General features: G+C 66.8%; 20 protein-coding genes. 8 read left to right on the top strand and 12 right to left on the bottom strand.

The features are described from left to right. Nucleotides 1-39: 39 nt before the first annotated feature. On the top strand, nucleotides 40-471 hold the full coding sequence (locus GQR91_RS13070; protein WP_149682948.1) for a DUF6628 family protein: 432 nt from the start codon (nucleotides 40-42) through the stop codon (nucleotides 469-471). Here the strand turns inward: GQR91_RS13070 and GQR91_RS13065 are convergent. Both GQR91_RS13065 and GQR91_RS13060 read right to left on the bottom strand, forming a co-directional pair. Next, nucleotides 464-1,792, bottom strand: coding sequence for an AmpG family muropeptide MFS transporter (locus tag GQR91_RS13065; RefSeq protein ID WP_149682949.1), 1,329 nt, complete (start codon nucleotides 1,790-1,792; stop codon nucleotides 464-466). The two genes, GQR91_RS13070 and GQR91_RS13065, sit on opposite strands and share 8 nt — an antisense overlap. 55 nt (nucleotides 1,793-1,847) lie before the next feature. Beyond that, nucleotides 1,848-2,303 (bottom strand): response regulator, encoded by a 456-nt coding sequence (locus tag GQR91_RS13060; RefSeq protein WP_112383222.1) that lies wholly within the window; start codon nucleotides 2,301-2,303, stop codon nucleotides 1,848-1,850. Between the two features lie 110 nt (nucleotides 2,304-2,413). On the opposite strand from GQR91_RS13060, the gene GQR91_RS13055 reads away from it, so the two are divergent. After that, nucleotides 2,414-3,835, top strand: a complete 1,422-nt coding sequence (locus tag GQR91_RS13055; protein ID WP_149682950.1) for a pseudouridine synthase — start codon at nucleotides 2,414-2,416, stop codon at nucleotides 3,833-3,835. Further along, nucleotides 3,835-4,374, top strand: coding sequence for a 16S rRNA (guanine(966)-N(2))-methyltransferase RsmD (gene rsmD, locus GQR91_RS13050; protein ID WP_149682951.1), 540 nt, complete (start codon nucleotides 3,835-3,837; stop codon nucleotides 4,372-4,374). The genes GQR91_RS13055 and rsmD overlap by 1 nt, the downstream gene beginning before the upstream one ends. Here rsmD and GQR91_RS13045 read toward each other — a convergent pair. The 3 genes from GQR91_RS13045 to GQR91_RS13035 all read right to left on the bottom strand — a co-directional run bounded on the left by GQR91_RS13045 (nucleotide 4,357) and on the right by GQR91_RS13035 (nucleotide 7,691). Next, nucleotides 4,357-5,622, bottom strand: coding sequence for an MFS transporter (locus tag GQR91_RS13045; RefSeq protein ID WP_149682952.1), 1,266 nt, complete (start codon nucleotides 5,620-5,622; stop codon nucleotides 4,357-4,359). The two genes, rsmD and GQR91_RS13045, sit on opposite strands and share 18 nt — an antisense overlap. 38 nt (nucleotides 5,623-5,660) lie before the next feature. Further along, complete coding sequence (locus GQR91_RS13040; RefSeq protein ID WP_149682953.1) at nucleotides 5,661-7,304, bottom strand: inorganic phosphate transporter; 1,644 nt, start codon at nucleotides 7,302-7,304, stop codon at nucleotides 5,661-5,663. 75 nt (nucleotides 7,305-7,379) lie between these two features. Next, nucleotides 7,380-7,691 carry a UrcA family protein gene (locus GQR91_RS13035; protein ID WP_149682954.1) on the bottom strand — a complete coding sequence of 104 codons (312 nt, stop codon included), beginning with the start codon at nucleotides 7,689-7,691 and terminating at the stop codon, nucleotides 7,380-7,382. A 171-nt stretch (nucleotides 7,692-7,862) separates the two neighbouring features. On the opposite strand from GQR91_RS13035, the gene GQR91_RS13030 reads away from it, so the two are divergent. Both GQR91_RS13030 and GQR91_RS13025 read left to right on the top strand, forming a co-directional pair. Continuing rightward, nucleotides 7,863-10,142: an ATP-dependent helicase gene (locus GQR91_RS13030; RefSeq protein WP_149682955.1), complete on the top strand. Its 2,280-nt coding sequence runs from the start codon at nucleotides 7,863-7,865 to the stop codon at nucleotides 10,140-10,142. Between the two features lie 78 nt (nucleotides 10,143-10,220). Then, on the top strand, nucleotides 10,221-10,781 hold the full coding sequence (locus tag GQR91_RS13025) for a glycine zipper 2TM domain-containing protein (protein WP_149682956.1): 561 nt from the start codon (nucleotides 10,221-10,223) through the stop codon (nucleotides 10,779-10,781). Here GQR91_RS13025 and GQR91_RS13020 read toward each other — a convergent pair. The 3 genes from GQR91_RS13020 to GQR91_RS13010 all read right to left on the bottom strand — a co-directional run bounded on the left by GQR91_RS13020 (nucleotide 10,747) and on the right by GQR91_RS13010 (nucleotide 12,690). Beyond that, nucleotides 10,747-11,100: a response regulator gene (locus GQR91_RS13020; RefSeq protein ID WP_160146816.1), complete on the bottom strand. Its 354-nt coding sequence runs from the start codon at nucleotides 11,098-11,100 to the stop codon at nucleotides 10,747-10,749. The two genes, GQR91_RS13025 and GQR91_RS13020, sit on opposite strands and share 35 nt — an antisense overlap. Nucleotides 11,101-11,183: 83 nt before the next feature. Beyond that, nucleotides 11,184-12,203 carry a sensor histidine kinase gene (locus GQR91_RS13015; protein ID WP_149682959.1) on the bottom strand — a complete coding sequence of 340 codons (1,020 nt, stop codon included), beginning with the start codon at nucleotides 12,201-12,203 and terminating at the stop codon, nucleotides 11,184-11,186. Between the two features lie 145 nt (nucleotides 12,204-12,348). Next, nucleotides 12,349-12,690, bottom strand: a complete 342-nt coding sequence (locus GQR91_RS13010; RefSeq protein WP_112383366.1) for a hypothetical protein — start codon at nucleotides 12,688-12,690, stop codon at nucleotides 12,349-12,351. A gap of 50 nt (nucleotides 12,691-12,740) precedes the next feature. On the opposite strand from GQR91_RS13010, the gene GQR91_RS13005 reads away from it, so the two are divergent. Then, nucleotides 12,741-13,298, top strand: a complete 558-nt coding sequence (locus GQR91_RS13005) for a DUF5872 domain-containing protein (RefSeq protein ID WP_211368608.1) — start codon at nucleotides 12,741-12,743, stop codon at nucleotides 13,296-13,298. Between the two features lie 144 nt (nucleotides 13,299-13,442). Here the strand turns inward: GQR91_RS13005 and GQR91_RS13000 are convergent. After that, a protein-coding gene (locus GQR91_RS13000; RefSeq protein WP_149682960.1) for an IS5 family transposase occupies nucleotides 13,443-14,200 on the bottom strand; the annotation gives its coding sequence in 2 pieces (ribosomal slippage) (nucleotides 13,443-13,867 and nucleotides 13,867-14,200; 759 coding nt in all). 88 nt (nucleotides 14,201-14,288) lie between these two features. Next, on the bottom strand, nucleotides 14,289-16,421 hold the full coding sequence (locus GQR91_RS12995; RefSeq protein ID WP_149682961.1) for a prolyl oligopeptidase family serine peptidase: 2,133 nt from the start codon (nucleotides 16,419-16,421) through the stop codon (nucleotides 14,289-14,291). A 96-nt stretch (nucleotides 16,422-16,517) separates the two neighbouring features. On the opposite strand from GQR91_RS12995, the gene GQR91_RS12990 reads away from it, so the two are divergent. Further along, nucleotides 16,518-17,912: an MFS transporter gene (locus tag GQR91_RS12990; protein ID WP_149683007.1), complete on the top strand. Its 1,395-nt coding sequence runs from the start codon at nucleotides 16,518-16,520 to the stop codon at nucleotides 17,910-17,912. Between the two features lie 79 nt (nucleotides 17,913-17,991). After that, nucleotides 17,992-18,819, top strand: coding sequence for an alpha/beta fold hydrolase (locus tag GQR91_RS12985; RefSeq protein ID WP_149682962.1), 828 nt, complete (start codon nucleotides 17,992-17,994; stop codon nucleotides 18,817-18,819). 34 nt (nucleotides 18,820-18,853) lie between these two features. Here GQR91_RS12985 and GQR91_RS12980 read toward each other — a convergent pair whose 3' ends face one another. Continuing rightward, a complete protein-coding gene (locus GQR91_RS12980; protein ID WP_235904105.1) occupies nucleotides 18,854-19,135 on the bottom strand; it encodes an FtsB family cell division protein in 282 nt (93 codons plus the stop codon). A 71-nt stretch (nucleotides 19,136-19,206) separates the two neighbouring features. Beyond that, complete coding sequence (eno, locus tag GQR91_RS12975) at nucleotides 19,207-20,487, bottom strand: phosphopyruvate hydratase (RefSeq protein ID WP_149682963.1); 1,281 nt, start codon at nucleotides 20,485-20,487, stop codon at nucleotides 19,207-19,209. Nucleotides 20,488-20,552: the final 65 nt, after the last annotated feature.

The raw sequence follows: 20,552 nt of genomic DNA, 5'->3' as shown, positions 1-20,552 counted from the left end.
GCACGCGCGACGGTGTCCTCCACACCACGGAGTCGTGCCATGACTGAAGCCACCGCCACCGTCGCCACCGTCCTGCCGCACGCCTTGCCCGGCTGCCCCAATGCGCGGATCGCGCTGTTCGCCATGCGGCGAATGGGCGCACATGGCCTGGCCGATGCCCGTGCCGCCCACACGCTGTTCACCGCCTTCGGACAGGGCTTTCGCCGCCCGCTCGTCCTGACCCGCACGCTGATGGCCGATCTGGCCGGCAGCGCCACCGGCCAGATCGCCATTGCACCATGCTGCTGCGCCCGCATGACGCCGGCCGAATCCGCCCTCCTGACCGTTCTCGCCCGTGTCGAGGTCGAGCCGGAAAAGGCGCATTATCTGATGAGCGACCTGCTCGGCATCCGGCGGGTCGATGCCGTCCTTGCCAGCGCCGCCGCGGTCGCCGCCGCCTTTGCCGACGACGGCCGACCGATCGTCATGTAAGCGGCGCGGCACCCTCGCGGGCATCGCCCTCGCCGGCGGTGCCCGCACTGCCGATCGACCGGTCCACCAGCCCCGACCGGCTCATCCACCAGAACAGCGCCACGCCCGGCAGCGCCAGCACGGTGGTCAGCAGGTAGAAGTCGACATAGCCGAACCGCTCGACCAGCGCGCCGGCGGTCGTGCCGGTCGCCACCCGCCCGACGACGCTCGCCGCCGCCGAGATCAACGCGAACTGCGCCGCGGTGAAACGCAGATCGCACAATGCGGAGAAATAGGCGATCACGACGACGCCGCCATAGCCGCTCGCGATGTTCTCGAACCCGATCGCCGATGCCATGCCAAGGTTGGAATGCCCCGCCGCAGCCAGTGCCGCAAAGCTCAGGTTCGAAACCGCCATCAGCACCAGCGCCAGCAGGACGGACCGCTTCAAGCCCAGTCGCGCATACAGAATGCCGCCGATGAAGATGCCGATCAGATAGGCCCAGAAGCCGACGAACACGTCGTAGAACGCGATCTCGTCACCGGTGAACCCCAGATCGTCGAACAACAGCCTCAGCGTCAGATTGGCCAGCGTATCGCCGACCTTGTGCACCAGGATGAACACCAGCACGACGATCGCGCCGGGCCGCGCGAAGAACTGCACGAACGGCCCCCAGACGGCCCGGATCGCCTCCCCCATGCCGCGCCGCTCGACGGGCGCGCGATAGCGCTGCGGTTCGCGCAGCCACAGGCCGGTGATCATCGCTGGCAGGGCAAAGATGGCACAGGCCAGATAGGCCGATGACCATCCGGCCCGCTCCGCCACCACCAGGGCCAGCGCGCCGGCGCCTGCGGAGCCGATCCGCCAGCCATATTGGCTCATCCCCGATCCGACGCCCAGTTGCCGGGGCTCCAGTATCTCGATCCGATAGGCGTCGATCACGATGTCGAATGTCGCCCCGGCCAGCCCCACGAAGATCGCCGCGATCGCCGTTGCCTGGATATCGGCCCGGGCATCGACCAGGGCGAGATTGATCACCGCGGCGATCACCAGCACCCCCGCGACGATCAGCCAGGATACACGCTGCCCCAACCGGCTCAGGATCGGCAGGCGCACGCCGTCAACGATCCACGCCCACAGGAACTTCAGGTTATAGACCAGAAACGCCAGGCTGAACGCCGTGACCGTCTTCTTGTCGATCCCGTCCTGTGCCAGCCGCGTGGTCAGCGTCGCGCCGATCATCGCATAGGGAAAGCCGGAGGACATACCCAGCAGGAACGCCGCGATCGGCTGCCGCTCCGTATAGGGGCGCACGCCGTCCCACCAGGTCCTGCTTTCCATCCGTCCACATACTCCGCCGCTGGTCCGGGCGGACCCTAGCGGGATTTGCGCGAATTCAAAGCGACGTATTGGTGGGTGCCGGTACCGCCACGGCGAACAACTGGAAACCCGCCGGCAGGCGCCCCGGCCTTTCACCGCTCAGCGACGAGTCGATCGCCGCAATCGCGTTGAGCAGATCGCGCTGCGCATAGGGCTTCGCCAGATAGCCGGCGGCAAAGGCGATCGCCTCCTCCGGAAAACTGCCCGTCACGAACAACACCGGCACACCCCGCGCATGGGCGGCGCGCGCCACGTCCAGCCCGGATCCATCGGCCAGCCTGACGTCGGCCAATACGAGGTCGATCGCCTCTTCGGCGTGCAGCACGTCCACCGCACCCGCGACCGTATCCACCGTTTTCACGATTTCATAGGCGGCATCCGACAGCAGATGCTCGGTGTCGAACGCCACCAAGGGCTCGTCCTCCACCACGAGAAGCCGCACGATATTTCGCTTTTTCCGCCCGAACACCATATCCTGCCCGACGACTCGCTTCTCGTTTCGTTCCTGTTTCTAACGCGTGGGTCTGGCGAAACGACGCAAATATTTTCCATGCAGGCGCGGACTTCTGTATCAGCCGCCGCATGAGTGCCACCGAACATCGTATCGCCAAGCTGCTGGCCCGCGCCGGCGTCGCCTCCCGCCGAGAGGTGGAGCGCATGATCGCGGAAGGGCGCGTCGCGTTGAACGGCACCGTGATCGACACGCCGGCCACGCTGCTGCGCAATCTGTCCGGCGTCACGGTGGACGGCAATTTCGTCGATGCGCCCACGGCGACCCGCCTGTTCCTGTTCCACAAGCCGACCGGCCTGCTGGTCACCGAACGCGATCCCGCCGGGCGCCCGACCATCTATGACGCGCTGGCCCCCGACTTGCCCCGCCTCGTCCCCGTCGGCCGCCTCGACCTCAATACCGAAGGGCTCCTCCTCCTCACCACCGACGGCAGCTTCAAACGTCAGCTCGAACTGCCCGCAACCGGCGTCGAGCGCACGTACCGCGCACGCGCCTATGGCGACATCACCCAGGCCCAGCTTGAGGAATTGAGCGAAGGGATCGAGATCGACGGCATTCGCTACGGGTCGATCGACGCCAATCTCGAACGCCGCACCGGCGCCAATGTCTGGATCGAGATGACCCTGACCGAAGGCAAGAACCGCGAGGTCCGCCGCGTTCTCGAGCATCTGGGGCTTCAGGTCAGCCGCCTTATCCGCACCCGCTATGGCCCTTTCCTGCTCGGCGACCTGCCGATCAAGGGTATTGGCGAGGTCTTGCAGCATGATCTGGTCGCCTTCCGCAAGACCCTGAAGGGCGGCGTTCCCGAGGACGAGGAAGCGCGCGCGCCCGCGCCCGGCCGCCGCGAGGATGCGCGCCCCGCCCGGACCCGCGAAACGCCGCGACAGGATCGCCCCTCCCGTCCCACCGCCCGCCCCGCGCCTCGTGACGACGCACGTCCCCCGCGCCGCCCGGAGGCTGCACGCACCGAGCGTTCCGCACGCCCCGAACGCGGGCAGGACACCCGTCCCCCACGCCGCTCGGAAAGCCCGCGAACCGAATATGGCGCGCGTGACGGTGCCCGCCCCTCCTACCGTCCGGAGGGTCCGCGAACCGAGCGATCGGCTTGCCCCGATCGGCGTGACGAAGCTCGCCCGTCGCGCCGGCCGGAAGGTCAGCGGTCGGACCGATCTGCGCGTCCCGAACGCCGCGAGGACGCACGCCCCTTCCGCCAGCCCGGTGGAAGCCGACAGGATCGCCCGCAACGCGCACTCCGCGACGATGCGCGTTCGCCCCGTCGGGACGATGCCCGCCCGCCCCGGCGCGACGATGCCGCGGCGCGCCCCGATCGCTCCCCCCGGCGTGACGATGCGCGCGGACCCCGGGCCGGCGGATCCCGGTCCGAAGGCCCCGCACGCACCGGACGCCATCCCTCGGCCGGCGGCCGCAGCGATCGTCCGCAGCATGGGCCCGGTCGCCCGACGCGTCCCGGCGCACCGCGGGGGCGCCGCTGATGCGCGTCATCGCCGGACAATGGCGCGGCCGCCCGCTCGTCGCGCCCAAGGGCGATGCCACCCGCCCGACCGCCGACCGTACGCGTGAAGCGCTATTCTCGATGCTCACCGCACGGCTGGGTAGCTTCGAAGGACTGGCGGTCGCCGATCTGTTCGCGGGCTCGGGCGCGCTGGGGATCGAGGCGCTGTCGCGCGGCGCGGCATCCTGCCTGTTCGTTGAACAGGATCGCGCCGCGCTCGATGCACTGCGCGGCAATCTGGCGAAGCTGGAGGTCCGTGCCGATGTGCGCGCCACCTCCGTGCTGGCGCTCGGCCAGGCGCCCGCGCCGCTCGATCTGGTGCTGATGGACCCGCCTTACGGCACCGGTGCGGGCCACGTCGCGCTGGACAAGCTGGCGCGGCTCGGCTGGATCGGTCCCGCCACCTGGGTCAGCCTGGAAACCGCCAAGCAGGAGGAGGTCACCGCCGCGGGCTACACCGTCGACGCCACCCGCGTCCACGGCAAGGCCCGGCTGACGCTGTTACGCCTGAACGGGTGAGCGGCGCAGCAGCGCCAGCCCGGTCAGGCTCAGCACACCTGCCGCGACCAGATACAGCCCGACCATGTTCAGTCCGCCGCGCTCGCTCAACGCCTGCGCGGCGACGGGCGCGAGTGCGCCGCCGATGATCCCGCCCAGGTTGAACGTCATCGACACGCCGGTATAGCGCACGCCCGCCGGAAACAGCGCCGGCAACCACCCACCCAGCGGGCCATAGGCGAAGCCCATCACGAACAGCGCCGCCGCCAGCCAGACGAAGACGACCGCCAGCGACGCCGCCCCGAGCATCGGCCCCATCGCCAGCCCGACCACGATACATCCGCAAAAACCCAGCGCCAGCATCATCGGCGGCCCGCGCCGGTCCGCCATCACGCTGGACACGATCACGCCTGCCGCCAGGAACAGGATCGCGACCAGTTGCACATCCAGGAACGCTTCGCGTCCATGTCCCAGTACCGTCGTGCCGTAGCCAAGCGCAAAGGCCGTCGCGAGGTAGAAGATCGCAAAGCACGCCACCACCGCCGCGGTGCCGGCAAGGACCGGACGCAGGTGATGCGCGAACAAGGTCGCGGCCGGCACCTTGGGCAGCGCTTCCGCCGCCTTGGCCTCGGCAAAGGCCGGCGTCTCGGTCAGCCGCAAGCGCACCCACAGGCCCAGCGCCACCAGCACCGAACTTGCCAGAAACGGCAGGCGCCATCCCCAGGCGCGGAACTGCTCATCGGTCAGCAGCAGCCCAAGGATCAAAAAGAACCCGTTGGCCGCGATAAAGCCCACCGGCGCGCCGAGCGGCGGAAACATGCCCCAAGTGTTGCGCCGATGCGGCGGCGCATTCTCCACCGCCAGCAGTGCCGCCCCGCCCCACTCCCCGCCAAGCCCCAGCCCCTGCCCAAGCCGCAACAGGCAGAGCAGCAACGGCGCGACCCACCCGGCTTGCGCATAGGTCGGCAGGAACGCGATCGCGACCGTCGACCCGCCCATCAGCATCAGACTCGCCACCAGCGTCGACTTACGCCCGACCCGATCCCCGAAATGCCCGAAAGCCACCGCCCCCACCGGCCGCGCCACAAACGCCAAACCGAAGCTGGCATAGGACAGCATCAACTGCGCCGCAGGGGAAGATGCCGGGAAGAACAGCGGCCCGAACACCAGCGCCGCCGCCGTTGCATAGATATAGAAGTCGTAGAATTCGACAGCGGTCCCAGTCAGACTGGCAAGCAGGATGCGGCGGTGGGAGGCAGGACTATCCATGCCCCCGGCCTAGCCCAGTCCCGTGCCGATGCAAACGTTCACGCGGCGCCGACAACCCTCACGAAACCCAGCAACAGCCAGTAGAGCAAGCCGGAAAGCAGCATGGCCGCGGGCAGCGTCATCAACCAAGCCAACGCCATGTTGCGGATCGTCCGCCGCTGCAGCCCGGCGCCGTTCGCCACCGATGCACCCGCCACGCCGGACGACAGGATATGGGTCGTCGATACCGGGGCGCCGAAGCGTTCCGCGAGCAGGATGGTGGAAGCCGCCATCAGTTCGGCCGCCGCGCCCATGCCATAGGTTAGGTGCGTCTTCCCGATCTTCTCGCCGACCGTCACCACGATCCGCCGCCAACCAACCATCGTGCCCAGCCCCAGGGCAAGCGCGACCGTCACCTTTACCCAGAATGGAATGTAGCGCGTGCCACGCTCCAGACCCTCGTCATAGGATTTCAGCGTCGCAACTTCGGCTGCGGTGAACCGTGCCTGCGCGGCGGGATCGGCCACCACCAGCTTGGTCGCGTCGAACACCAGATACATGTCGTTGCGCAGGTTCGGGACTGCCGCCGCCGGCACCTTGCTCAATGCGCCGTAATCATCGATCCGGGCGGCGACATCGCGGGACAGCGTTGCCAGCCCGGCATAGACCGCCGGTTTCGCCACGTGTTTCAGGCGCAGGGCCTCGGTGATCGTCCCTCGTGCCGCGTCGACGGTCGGCAGCGTCGTGCCCGCCTTGTCGGCATAGGCGCGCGCTGCGGCCTCGGCCGTCGCCACAAAGGCAGAGGTGGCGCTTTCCGGCATTGTTCGGTTGAGCGCATAGGCGGTTGGCGCACAGCCGATCAGGATCAGCATGATGAGCCCCATGCCCTTCTGCCCGTCATTGCCGCCATGCGCGAAGCTGACCGCGCTGCAGGTAAAGATCAGCAGCGCACGAATGCCCTTTGGCGGCGGCGTCTGCCCCACGGGTTCACGGTACAGCACCGGGTTCTTCAGGAAGCGCTTCATCACCAGCAGCAACAACATCGCGCCGACGAAACCGACCACCGGGCTGAACAACAAGGCAGACAGCACCTTGCGCACCTGCGCGCCGTCCACGCCCGATCCGGGCGCAGCAGTCAGCCACTGATGGGCCAGCCCCACACCCAGGATCGACCCGATCAGGGCATGACTGGAGGAGTTGGGCAATCCCACGAACCATGTCGCCAGGTTCCACAGCACGGCCGCGAGTAGCAGCGCGAAGATCATGGCAAAGCCGCCGAGAGAGCCGACGTGCAGGATCAGGTCGATGGGAAGCAGGGTGATGATGGAATAGGCAACCGCCCCGCTCGAGGCCATGACGCCCAGGAAGTTGAACACCCCCGACCACACCACCGCCACGGGGGCGGGCAATGCATGCGTGTAGATCACGGTCGCCACCGCGTTGGCGGTGTCGTGGAAGCCGTTCACGAATTCGAAGCCGAGCGCGATCAGCAGCGCCAATCCGAGGAACAGGAACACGCCGCCCGCCAGGGGCGCGCCCACCTCGGCCGTGTCGGCGGCCACGCTCACCCCGGCATAGGCCAGCCCGCCGATCAGCAATGCCAGAAAAGCCCAGCGTCCCCCCGGATGCCATCCGCCATCCAGCCGGGGCCCCCTGTGAGTGGACGCAGGCGCGTCCCCACGATCCAGCGCAATGCTTGTCATGGAATGCGGCCTGCGCCCCTTGGGTGACAGAATGATGACATGGATTAGCGGTACGTCCCGATTCGATACGGGATGTCAGCGACCGGCCAGCGCAACGGGCGCCCGTGCCACCAGAGCAGCGATCTGAACCGACCCATCGCGCCGCATCTCCGCTTCGCACCGACGAATGTCCGCGATCACCTTCAACTCACGTCCCTGCTGACCGCATGCGGCGTGCGCGGCACGGCGCACACGCGCGGCCAGCATGGCATGGTGATCGGCACGGGAAAGATCAAGATCGCCGTGACGCACCTGGACGCGCACGGGCTGACGATCCTGCGCGACGGCGGCGGACGGCAGGCACGCGAACAACGCCGCCGCAAGGGCGGTCGGAATAAGGCTATTCATGATGGTGGCTCCTGTGGATGGTGCCTGTTCTGCCGGCCTTCACGCCCGGTCATCGGCACACCGCGACGCCATTAGATGCGATTCGTTGCGCGCCCGCTACGATCATGCGTCAGCGCCGTGACGTGTCGGTCGCGCTTGCTCCTTGGCGCGTCGTTCCCTACCTGTTCGCCGATGAGTCTCCCGCAGCCGACACCCGCCGATCCGCCCTATCTGCGCAACCTGAACGATCAGCAGCGCGAGGCGGTGTTGACCACCGATGGTCCGGTGCTGATGTTGGCCGGCGCGGGCACCGGCAAGACCGCGGCGCTGACCGCGCGGCTGGCGCACCTGCTCTACACGCGCAAGGCGTGGCCGTCGGAAATCCTGGCCGTTACCTTCACCAACCGTGCGGCGCGAGAGATGCGCGAGCGTGTCGGCCGTCTTGTCGGTGAAGCCGTGGAGGGAATGCCGTGGCTGGGCACCTTTCATGCCATCGGCGCGAAGATGCTGCGTCGCCACGCCGAGCTAGTCGGGCTCCAATCGAACTTCACCATCCTCGACACCGACGATCAATTGCGCTTGCTGAAACAGCTCATCATCGCGGCCGATATCGACGAGAAGCGGTTCCCCGCGCGCAGTCTCGCCGGCCTGATCGACGAATGGAAAAACAAGGGGCTTACGCCCGGCGACGTCGATGCCGGGGAGAGCGAGCGCTACGCCAATGGCCGCGGCGGCGAACTGTACGAGCAATATCAGACGCGGCTTCGCGCGGTGAATGCCTGCGACTTCGGCGATCTGCTGCTCCACATGCTGACCGTCCTGCGCACCAACCGAGAGGTGCTGGAAGCCTATCAGCAGCGCTTCCGCTATATCATGGTGGACGAATATCAGGACACCAACAGTGTCCAGTATCTGTGGCTGCGCCTGCTGGCCCAGGCCCGGCGCAACATCGCCTGCGTCGGGGACGATGACCAATCCATCTATTCGTGGCGGGGTGCCCAGGTCGAGAACATCCTGAAGTTCGAAAAGGACTTCCCGGGCGCAAAGGTCATCCGCCTCGAACAGAATTACCGCTCGACCCCCCACATACTGGGCGCCGCGTCCGGCGTGATCGCCAACAACGGTGGGCGCCTCGGCAAGACGCTGTGGACCGAACTCGATGTCGGTGAGAAGGTTCGGGTGCTGGGTGTCTGGGACGGGCCGGAGGAGGCGCGCCGGGTCGGGGAGGAGATCGAGGCGGCACGCCGGGACGGCACCTCGCTCGACAATATCGCCATCCTTGTCCGCGCGCAGCACCAGACCCGCGAGTTCGAGGACCGGTTCATCGCGATCGGCCTGCCCTATCGCATCGTGGGGGGCCTGCGATTTTACGAGCGTGCCGAAATCCGCGATGCGCTCGCTTATCTGCGCGTCGTCAACCAGCCGGCCGACGACCTGGCTTTCGAGCGCATCGTCAACGTCCCCAAGCGAGGGCTGGGCGACAAGGCGCTGGCCAAGATCCATCAGCTTGCCCGCGCCGAACGCGTGCCGCTTACCATCGCCTCTGCGCGGATCCTCGATACCGACGAACTGACGCCGCAGGCGCGTCGCTCGCTCGGCAATCTGGTCGGCGACATCGCCCGCTGGCGCGACATGGCACGCGACCTGCCCCATGCGGAACTGGCGCGCCAGCTGCTCGATGAAAGCGGCTACACCGCGATGTGGCAGGCCGAGAAGTCCGCCGAGGCCGCCGGCCGGCTGGAGAACCTGTCCGAACTCGTCCGTGCGATGGAGGATTATGAATCGCTCGGCGCGTTCCTCGACCATGTCAGTCTGGTCATGGATAACGAGGGCGCCGCGCGCGAGCCGCAGATCACGATCATGACGATGCACGCGGCCAAGGGCCTCGAATTCGACACCGTGTTCCTGGCGGGCTGGGAGGAAGGCCTGTTCCCGTCACAGCGCGCGCTGGACGAGGGTGGCACGCGCAGCCTGGAGGAGGAACGCCGTCTCGCCTATGTCGGGATCACCCGCGCGCGGCGCCGGGCGACGATCCTCCATGCGGCCAATCGCCGCATCTATGGGCAATGGACATCCAGCCTGCCCAGCCGCTTCGTCGCCGAACTGCCGCCCGAGCATATCGATGCGGAAACGACGATGTCGGGTGGCGAGAGCCTGTGGCGTGCCAACTGGACCGAACATGCCGATCCCTTTGCCGACGTTTCGCGCGGCACCGGTCGCGGACCCGGTTGGCAGCGCGCCGCCGCCACCAACTCGACCTTCTCCACCAAGCCGCAGCGAATCGTGGAGGCCCGCGCGAGCGCGGTCAGCCTGGGCAACAAGGGGCGTAGCGATGTTTCGCTCGGCCAGCGCGTCTTCCACCAGAAATTCGGCTATGGCGTGATCGCCGCGATCGAGGGCAACAAGCTGGAGATCGACTTCGAGCAGGCCGGTCGCAAGCGGGTGATGGACAGCTTCGTCACGCCTGGCTGAGCGTCGTTCAGGAACCGTATCGATGGCCGTCCGTATCGTTCTGGTCGCCCGGCCGTCGGGCGCCAGAGGACCGCACCCATGAAGACCTCGCTCCTGCTCGCCATCACCCTGGTCGCTGCCGTGACGCCAGCCGCCGCCCAAAGCCCGTCGGATGAAGCCCACTTCCGCGCCGCGCAGGAGCGTTTCGACCGCGAATATCAGCGCTACCGGCAGGAGGTGGATCTGTATCAGTCGCGCCGCACGAGTGACGATTACCGGGAGTTCCCCGGCGCGCGGGACGATGGGCGATACCAGTCGCAGGCCGGGCCCGGCGGCTACCGCGCGGCGCCGGCCATTCCGGCCGATGGCTATGACGGGGACGAACCCTTTTACGATCCGGCGCCAGACTATCGCAGCGGCGATTACCGGGAGCGCACCCTATCATCCGACGAGCGTGTCTATGCCGGCACCGACGGGCGCTATTACTGCCGCCGTTCGGACGGCACCACCGGACTGATCGTCGGTGGTGCGGCCGGCGGTATCCTGGGCAATGTGATCGATGGCGGGCGCAGTCGGGTGGTGGGGACGTTGCTGGGCGGCGCCGCGGGTGCGTTGGCGGGGCGGTCTATCGATCAGAACCGGCAGATCCGCTGCCGCTGAGCGCCGTCAGCGCGGCGACGATCACCCGGTCCGCACAGGGCCGGATGATCGTCGGTGCCGCCACCTCTCCCGGCATCTGATCGACGCGATCGGTGAGAACAAGAACGCGGACCGCCGGCCATTGCCGGGTGATCATCGCGGCCAGTTCGGCGCCACGCGCTCTGCCCGGCTGGTCCAGATCGACAAGCACGATCGCGATATCGCTCCGCTCGCCCAGCATTGCGGCGGCATCCTGCGCATCGCCAGCCGTCACCACCATGAACCCCGCCTGTTCCGCCAGATCCACCGCAGCAAGGCTCAGCAAGGGCTGATCTGCCACGACGAGGATCACAGGAGGGATGGCGGACATGGTCATGGCGGTTGGGTAGCGGTGTAGGGTCCGCCCGCTACCCGCCTCAAGCTTTACGTCTGCTGTACCTGTGCCAAAGGGGCACGGAAATGTGCCGCAAAACCCGTGGGATGGAAGTGGCGCTCGACATGCCCGGTGCCCACCAGCCCCATGCCGATCAGGCGGGAGCCGAAGCCGCCGCGCGCCGGCGCGACCACCGCCGGTCCGTCGCGCTCGATCCAGTCCAGGCACAGATCCTCGCCATCGACCCGCCAACTCAGGTCGACATGGCCGCCCGCCACGGACAATGCGCCATGCTTCACCGCATTTGTCGCCAGTTCGTGGAGCAGCAGCGACAGCGACAATACCGCGCGCGATCCCAGTTGCACCGGCGCGCCCGTAACGGCGAAGCGCTCGCTGTCGTCATGCAGCCGCAACGCCGTGTCGACCACCGTCTCGATCGGTGCCGCCGCCCAATTCTCCTGCAACAGCACGTCATGGGCATGGCCCAACGCGACGATGCGCGCCTGAAAGATTTCCACGGCTTCGCGCTCGACCACGCCCTTCAGCGATTGCGACGCGATCGCCCCGACCATCGCCATCGTGTTCTTCAGCCGGTGCCCCAGCTCGCGATTGAGCATGACCATTTCGGCCCGTGCCCGCATGGCTTCGGATGTTTCGATCAGGATGTCGATGAAGCCGGCCAGCTGCCCCTTCGCATCGCGAACCGGGCTACACGCATAGGAACAGGAGGCCACCTCGCCCGCATCGTCCCGGTGCAAATCGTCCCGTTGCAATGCGATCGGGCGATCATCGCCCTTTACCGTCTCGCCGCGCCGCACCTGTTCCACCACGGCGGTACAACCAGGCCAGTGCCCGGCCCATATGGCGTCGAAAGCCTGCCCGTTCGCATCGAGGCCGATCAGTTGCGCGAAGGCGGCATTGTGGATCGTGACCAACCCGGCGCCCCACACCAGCGCCGCCGGCACACCCAGGGTCAGCACCATGCCCGCCGCGCTCTGCAATTCGGGCGGCCAAGCAGAAAATGGCCCCAGAACGGTTTCGACGGGCCGGATATGGGCGATCGTGGCCATGTCCGGCCATGCGGTTACAGCTTGGCGTGTGTCACCACTCAACGGCCCTTGCCCCCGTGCTCCCCCGCACCGACAAGAGGCATAGGACCGAAAGCGCCTTGCGGCAATGGTTTACGTCCGAATTGAAACTATTGCCGCCGTGTGATCAGCCCGCTTCGACCGCCATCAGCAGCACGCCGGCATATTTGGGATCATGCGCCAGAAACAGCGAACTGGTCGTGAAGCGGCGCGGCGTCAGGCGCAACGCCCCCAGCCCGGCCAGCTTGAACGTACCCAGCTTCTCCTCCTTGGGCGGCCGCCCGTCGCGCTCCAGCGTGGTCGCGTCGACGTAAAGCTCGCCGTGCCGCGTGTAGATGGCGTGCGGCGCCAGCGTCACGTCCCCGCGATTATAGGTCGCAGCCACCGCGCGCAGCTTCACGATCGCCTCGAAGATGATCGCAGGAGCGCCCGCCGCCGGCTCTGCCGGACTGCGCTCGATCGTCGTCATGTCGGTCATGCCCTCGCTTCTGCCCGCATCGCTGCAATGCAGCAAGACCAATGCGTAACATTTGCCGCATCAAGGCGGCGGAACGCACGAGCGTCGTGCGGGTTCAATCCGCCATGACCGACACTGCCGAGCGCACCGATCCGGATCTGTGGGAAACCGTCAAGGCGGAGATCACCGCCGGCGCCAAGGGCGGCCGGAAAGGCGAATGGTCCGCCCGTAAGGCGCAGATGGCGGTTGCCGCGTACAAGAAGCGCGGCGGCACCTACAAGGGCAAGCCCGACGCGGACAACAGCCTGCACCAATGGACGAAGGAAGACTGGGGAACGAAGTCGGGCAAGAAGAGCGGCGACACGGGTGAGCGCTATCTGCCCAAGTCTGCACGCGACTCGCTATCGGAGGAGGAATATCGCCGCACCACCGCGCGCAAAAAGGCCGATCGCGCCAAGGGCAAGCAATTCTCCGCCCAACCCGAGGACATCGCCACAAAGACGGCGCCGTTCCGCGATCATCGCAGCAAGGCGGAACTATATCAGGAGGCCCGGCGCCGGAACGTGCCCGGCCGATCGAGGATGACCAAGGCGCAACTGGCGGCGGCACTCCACGCCTGATGCCACGGAAACGGTGGGCGAGGTCGCTCCGTCTGTCTGGCATCCACCGACATGCGCCCCGCCCCTTTATCAGGAGAACTGCACCTTGCGGCGCAGTCTCCCGATCGTCATATCCCGGCCGCACCTAGGGTCAGGACTCGTTGATCACAGCCAGAAGATGACGGTGGCTGCGAGGGTGATGGCCGAGAAGAAGGCGGTTGGGCAGCGATCGTAGCGGGTGGCGATGCGCCGCCAGTCCTTGAGACGGCCAAACATGATTTCGATGCGGCTGCGGCGCCGATAGCGGCGCTTGTCGTATTTGACCGGCTCGTTGCGCGATTTGCGGCCCGGGATGCAGGGCTGGATGCCCTTGGCCTGCAGGGCGTCCCTGAACCAGTCGGCGTCGTAGCCGCGGTCGCCAAGCAGCCACTGTGCCTTGGGCAGGTCATCCAGCAGTGCTGCCGCGCCGGTGTAGTCGCTGACCTGACCTGCGGTCATGAAGAAGCTCAGCGGGCGTCCGTTCGCATCGGCGAGGGCATGGAGCTTGGTATTCATGCCGCCTTTGGTGCGCCCGATCAGGCGGCCGAGATCCCCTTTTTTACCCGCAGGCTCGATGCCGTGCGGTGCGCCTTCAAGTAGGTCGCGTCGATCATGACCGTTCCTGGCTCGGCGCCTGCGGTTGCCAACCCCTCCATCATGCGCGTGAACACGCCTGCCGCCCCCCAGCGCTTCCACCGATTGTAGAGCGTCTTGGTTGGGCCGTAGGCGCTCGGCGCATCACGCCAGCGCAGACCGTTCTTGTTGACGAACACGATGCCGCTCAGCACCCGCCGGTCATCTACCCGAGGCTTGCCGTGGCTCTTGGGAAAGAACGGCCGCAGCCGATCCATCTGCTCGTCCGTCAGCCAAAACAGGTCGCTCATCCCGGTCTCCTTGCGGAGCCTGAATCAGATTGCGGCACTCACATCAATAGGTCCTGACCCTAAGGTGCTGAAGGCTTTCGCAAACAGGCTACCGGGCTGCGGTGGCCGCTCCGGCAGTTGACGGCCCCATCAGCTTTTGTGCGAAATAGGTGGTCTGCAGCGCCTGCAACCGGGCGCCCTGCGCAATGTCGGCATCGCCCGAATGTCCACCCGCCGTGTCCTCGTAGAACAGATAGGGAAGACCATATTCTCCCAGCCGCGCCGCAAACTTGCGGGCATGCTGCGGGCCGACGCGGTCGTCCTTGGTCGTGGTCCAGATATAGGGCTCCGGATAAGCGACCCCTTTGCGGATATTCGCATAGGGCGAGATCTTCTCCAGGAACGCCTTCTCCGCCGGATTGGCTACCGACCCATATTCATCGACCCATGATGAGCCAGCAGCAATCTGTTCGTAGCGCACCATATCGAGCAGCGGCACCTGGATCGTCACCGCCTTCCACAGATCGGGCCGCTGGGTGAACTCGACCCCCATCAGCAGGCCGCCATTGGAGCCACCATAGATGCCCAGCTTTTGCGGGCTGGTAATTTTGCGCGCGGTCAGGTCGTTCGCCACCGCGACGAAATCGTCATAGATGATCTGGCGGTTGGTCTTGCGGCCCGCGTCATGCCATTTCGGCCCGAACTCGCCGCCGCCGCGGATATTGGCGAGCACGAACGCACCGCCCCGCTCCGTCCACATCTTGCCGGTCGACCCCAGATAGGTCGGCAGACGCGCGATCTCGAAACCGCCATAGGCGGTCATCAGCGTCGGCGTCGTGCCGTCGAGCTTCACACCCTTGGGCAGAACGACGAAGTAGGGCACCTTGGTGCCGTCGCTCGACGTCGCCTGATATTGGTGAACGGCAACCCCCTGCGCGTCGAAGCGCGGCGGCAGGCTCTTGATCGTGCGCGGCGCGGCGTTGCCCGCAGCGTCGAAGGCGGACAGCGTGGTGGGCGTGGTAAAGCCGTTCACCGCCAGGAAGACATCGTCGCTGCGATCGGTCGTGGACGCCACGCCGATGCTGACATTCTCGGGCACCGCCACCGCGCGCGACGTCCAGCCGGTACCGCTGGGCGCAAAGACGCTCGCGCGGCCCTGTACGTTGTCGATATAGGTCACGATGACGCGGTTCTGCGTCGTGCTGACACCCTGCACCGCCTGCGTCGCGCTTGGCGCGAACAACACCTGCGGACGCACGGTTCCGCGCTGGACCTCGGCCAGCGGCGCCCAGGCGACGGTACCGGGCGCGATCGATCCCCAGGGGTCGCTCGTCTCGAAGATCACGCGGCCATCGATCATGCCGACGGCATGGGTCCGGGCCGGAATGTCCAGCTTCTTCGTGCCCCCTTCCGGGGTCCATACCGAGGTGTCGCCGCCGAAAAACGCCTGGCGCCGCTGCATCAGCACCAGCTTGTTGCCCTTGGCATCGGTCATCACCCCGGCATAGGTGCCCAACTGGTCACCCGGCGCGCCGCGGTACAGTTCCGTTGCCGCGGATAGCGGCTGGCCGCGCTTCACCATCTTGACGACGAACGGGTAGCTGGACTGGGTCATGCTGCCGGCGCCCCAGTCGCGGCTGACCAGCAGCGTGTCCTTGTCCAGCCATGCCGCACCTTGTTTGGAGGTCGGCAAGGCAAAGCCGTTCTCCACGAACCGTCCCGCCTCAAGATCGAACTCGCGGTAGCTGATCGCGTCCTCGCCACCCTCGGAGAGGGCGATCAGGCACAGCCGCTCCTCCGGCTGAAGGCAGCTTGCCCCCTTCCAGACCCACTTCTTGCCTTCCGCCTGGCTCAGCTTGTCCAGGTCGATCAACGTCGTCCAGCGCGGTGTGGCCGAGGCATAGTCCGCCTCGCTCGTCCAGCGCCACAGCCCCTGCGGATGATCCGCATCGCGCCAGAAGTTCAGGATCTTGCCCGCCAGTTGCTCGGGCATGGGGATACGGTCCTTGGCCGACGCGATCGCCAGCGCCTCGGCGTAGAAGGTCTGGTAACGCGGATCGTTCTGCAACCGGGGCAGCGTCTTGGCATTCTCTGCTTCCACCCAGGCCAGGGCCTTGCCGCCATCCTTGTCTTCCAGCCAGATGTACGGATCGTTTGCCGCTGCCGTCTGGGTCGCATCGGCGTTGCCCGCCACCATGCCCGTCATCAGGCTCGCCGCTGCCAGAAATCGCCCACCACGCATCAAAGTCTCCCTACCGGCACAATGGTTCAGTTGTGGCGTGGTATTTCCGTCGATGCAATGCACCCGGTTGCCCGGCAATGGGTTAAGGGCGTCATGATGCACGATGGCCTGCCCACTCCCCGCCGCTTCGTTGCGATCGCCGCGATCTCTGCCGGTACGGCACTGGTCGTGATCGACGGCGCGATCGCCACCGTGGCGCTACCCACCATCGCCCGCGACCTGGGCGTCGGCTCCAGCGCGGCGGTGTCGGTCGTCACCGTCTATCAATTGACTCTGGTCATGCTGCTCCTGCCCTTTTCGGGCCTGGGCAACCGGATCGGGCTGAAGCGGATGTACCAGACCGGGCAACTCGTCTTCACCGTCGCCACCGTGCTGTGCTTCTTTGCCAAAAGCCTGCCATTCCTGCTGGTGGTGCGCGTCGCGCAGGCGGCGGGGGCGGCGGCTGCGCTCAGCGTGTCCTCCGCGCTTGTCCGGTCTATCTATCCGGCCCGCCAGCTTGGCCGCGGGCTTGGCGTCAATTCGGTCGTGGTGTCCAGTTCCGCGGCACTGGCGCCGACGCTCGGCGGCCTGATCCTCGGCGTCGCGCCGTGGCCTTGGGTGTTCGCCAGCGCGGTGCCCTTCGCCATCCTGTCGCTGGTGCTGGGCCGCGCCTTGCCTGAGCCGCCCCGCGGGGAGGAACCGTTCGACGTTCTGGGCGGCGTGCTGTGTGCCGCGATGTTCGGGCTCATCATCGGCGGCCTGGAAACGGCCGTGCACGGCGACAGCCCGATCGTGTCCGCCGCGATCGTCGCACTCGGCATCTTCACCGGCGTCATCTTCATCCGCCGCGAGCGGGGCGAGATCGCGCCGATCCTGCCGGTCGATCTGCTCGGCCGACCGGTACTGGCGCTGTCCACGCTCGGCGCCTTCACCGCGTTCGTCGCATCGATGACGCTGCTCCTGTCACTACCCTTCCGCCTCCAGCATGCCTATGGCCTGTCGCCGTCGGAGGTGGGGACGATGATTGCGCCGTGGCCGCTGACCACCATGATCGTGGCACCGCTGGCCGGGTGGCTGTCGGACCGCTATCCCGCCGGGCTGCTCGGCGGCATCGGCATGACCATCGCCATCGGCGCGCTCTGCCTGCTCGCCTTCCTGCCCGCCCAGCCGGACTATGGTGATGTCGCATGGCGGATGGCCCTATGCGGCGCGGGGTTCGGCATGTTTCTGTCCCCCAACGCCCGGCTCATCATCGGCTCTACCCCGCGGGAGCGGGCAGCGGCAGCCGGCGGGCTCATCTCCACCACGCGCATGGTGGGGCAGACGACGGGCGCCACGCTGGTCGCGGCCCTTCTGGCGATGGGCATCGGGGGCGGCGGCGGCCCCGCGCTGATCGCCGCCGGACTGGCGCTGGTCGCCGGGCTGTGCAGCCTCGCCCGCCTGCGCCCCTCGATCCGCAACCCGCAAGGGCTGGAGGCCGACGACGTCCAGCCGGGCGCACAGGTCCGCTAAAGGACCAAGCCCGACCCGACCGGAACGGGGCATCGCTCGATCCGTTGGCGCTGCGAACTTTTGGAGCCAGGAGACGATCATGCCCTATGTCAAAACCCGCGACGGGACAGACATCTACGTCAAGGACTGGGGATCGGGCCGCCCGGTCGTCCTGCTGCATGGCTGGCCGCTGTCGTCCGATATGTGGGACCCGCAGATGATGGCGCTGGCCGATGCCGGTTTCCGCGCCATCGCCTATGACCGGCGCGGCTTCGGGCGGTCCGGCCAGCCCTGGTCCGGCTACGACTACGACACGCTGGCCGACGATCTGGCCGACGTGCTGGAAGCGACGGGCGCGACACAGGACGTGACGCTGGTCGGCTTCTCGATGGGGGGCGGCGAGGTCGCCCGCTACATGAGCCGCCATCAGGGCAAGGGTGTCGTGGCCGCCGCCCTGGTCGCCTCGGTCGTGCCCTACATGCTCAAGACGGACGACAATCCCGACGGCGTGCCAGAATCGACGCTGCAGCAGATCGCGCAGGGCATCCAGGACGACCGCCCGCACTTCTTCCGCGACACCTTCTTCAAGCAGTTCTTCGGCGTCGGATACCTGACCAGCCCGGTCAGCGACGATGCGCTGGACTGGGCCACCACGGTGGCGATGCAGGGCGGGTTGAAGCCGACCCTGGCCTGTGCCGAAGCGTTCGGTCACACCGATTTCCGCCCCGATCTGGCGTCGTTCCGCGTGCCGACCCTCATCATCCACGGCACCAGCGACCAGACGGTGCCGATCGATCCGTCGGGCCGTGCCGCGGCGGCCGGCATTCCGGGCGCGCAGCTGGTGGAATATGACGGCGCCCCGCACGGCCTGAACGTCACGCATGGCAAGCGGCTGACGCAGGACCTGCTGACCTTCCTCGGTCGCTGACGAAAAAAGGGCCGGCATCGCTGCCGGCCCTTTGTCATTTCAGCGGAACGATCACCTCGTCTGGGTGCGTGACGTTCAGCTCCTTGCGAACCATCTCATCCACCATGTCCGGATTGGCGTGATCGGGGTCGAGCAGCGCCACCCGGTTCTTCAGCACGGTGCGCTTCTGGTCCAGCGTCGCATAATAGCGTTCGCGCTTCGCCAGTTGCTGCTGATAGTCGCCATAGGCGAGCAGACCGTTGCGCCCCAGCACCGCATAGGCGCCGAAAAACGCGATCAACGTCAGCCCGAGCGCCGGCCACGCGGCCCGGCGCATCGTCTTGCGGAAAGGGGACGGCTTCTTCACGCCTGCCATTTTCGTGCGCCCGCCGCCCCGGATCAAGTGGCTTATCGCGTGAACAGGACGTCACGGCCCGCATAGCGCGCCGAGTCGCCCAGTTCCTCCTCGATACGGATCAGCTGGTTGTACTTGGCAAGCCGGTCCGAGCGCGCCAGACTGCCCGTCTTGATCTGTCCGCAATTGGTGGCGACGGCCAGATCGGCGATCGTCGCGTCCTCGGTCTCGCCCGAACGGTGCGACATGACCGCGGTGTAGCGCGCGCGGTGCGCCATCGACACCGCTTCCATCGTCTCGGTCAGCGTACCGATCTGGTTGACCTTGACGAGCAGCGAGTTGGCCAGGCCGTCCTCGATGCCCTGCTTCAGGCGCTTCGGGTTGGTGACGAAGAGATCGTCGCCGACCAGCTGCACCTTGTCGCCGATCAGGTCGGTCAGCGCCTTCCAGCCCTCGAAATCATCCTCGGCCATGCCGTCCTCGATCGACAGGATCGGATAGCGCCGGGTCAGGTCGGCCAGATATTCGGCCATCTCATGGCTCGACAGGATCTTGTTCTCGCCGGAAATGTCGTACTTGCCGTTCTTGAAGAACTCGGTTGCGGCACAGTCCAGCGCCAGCATCACGTCGTCGCCCGGCTTGTATCCGGCCTTCTCGACCGCCGACATGATGAAGTCGAGCGCGTCGGTCGTCGATGCGATATTGGGGGCGAAACCGCCCTCGTCGCCCACGCCCGTCGCCAGACCCTTGTCGTGCAGCGCCTTCTTCAGCGTGTGAAAGATTTCCGACCCGCAGCGCACCGCTTCCAGGATGTTGGAAGCGCCGACCGGCATGATCATGAATTCCTGGAAATCGATCGGATTGTCGGCATGTTCGCCGCCGTTGATGATGTTCATCATCGGCACCGGCAACAGATGGGCGGAAACGCCGCCGACATATTTGTAGAGCGGCAGGCCACGGGCCTCGGCCGCGGCCTTGGCCACCGCCAGGCTGACGCCCAGGATCGCGTTCGCGCCCAGCCGGCCCTTGTTCTCGGTGCCGTCCAGCTCGATCATCATGCGGTCCAGATCGGCCTGGTCCTCGGCGTCCAGACCGATTACCGCCTGCGCGATCTCGTCGTTCACCGCATCGATCGCCTGATCGACACCCTTGCCCATCCACCGGCTCTTGTCCCCATCCCGCTTTTCAACGGCTTCGTGCGCACCGGTCGAGGCGCCCGAGGGTACGGCGGCGCGTCCGAAGCTGCCATCTTCCAGCAACACGTCGACCTCGACGGTGGGGTTGCCGCGGCTGTCCAGGATCTGGCGCCCGTGGATGTCGATGATTGCGGTCACGTAACGAAGCTCCTAAAATGCCCGTGTGGTCGCGGGCGGCTGTATCTCGCACACGCGTTCAGGGC

The sequence above is a fragment of the Sphingomonas carotinifaciens genome, from assembly GCF_009789535.1.
Lineage (GTDB): Bacteria > Pseudomonadota > Alphaproteobacteria > Sphingomonadales > Sphingomonadaceae > Sphingomonas > Sphingomonas carotinifaciens.
This window is presented reverse-complemented; position numbering and strand designations above follow the sequence as displayed.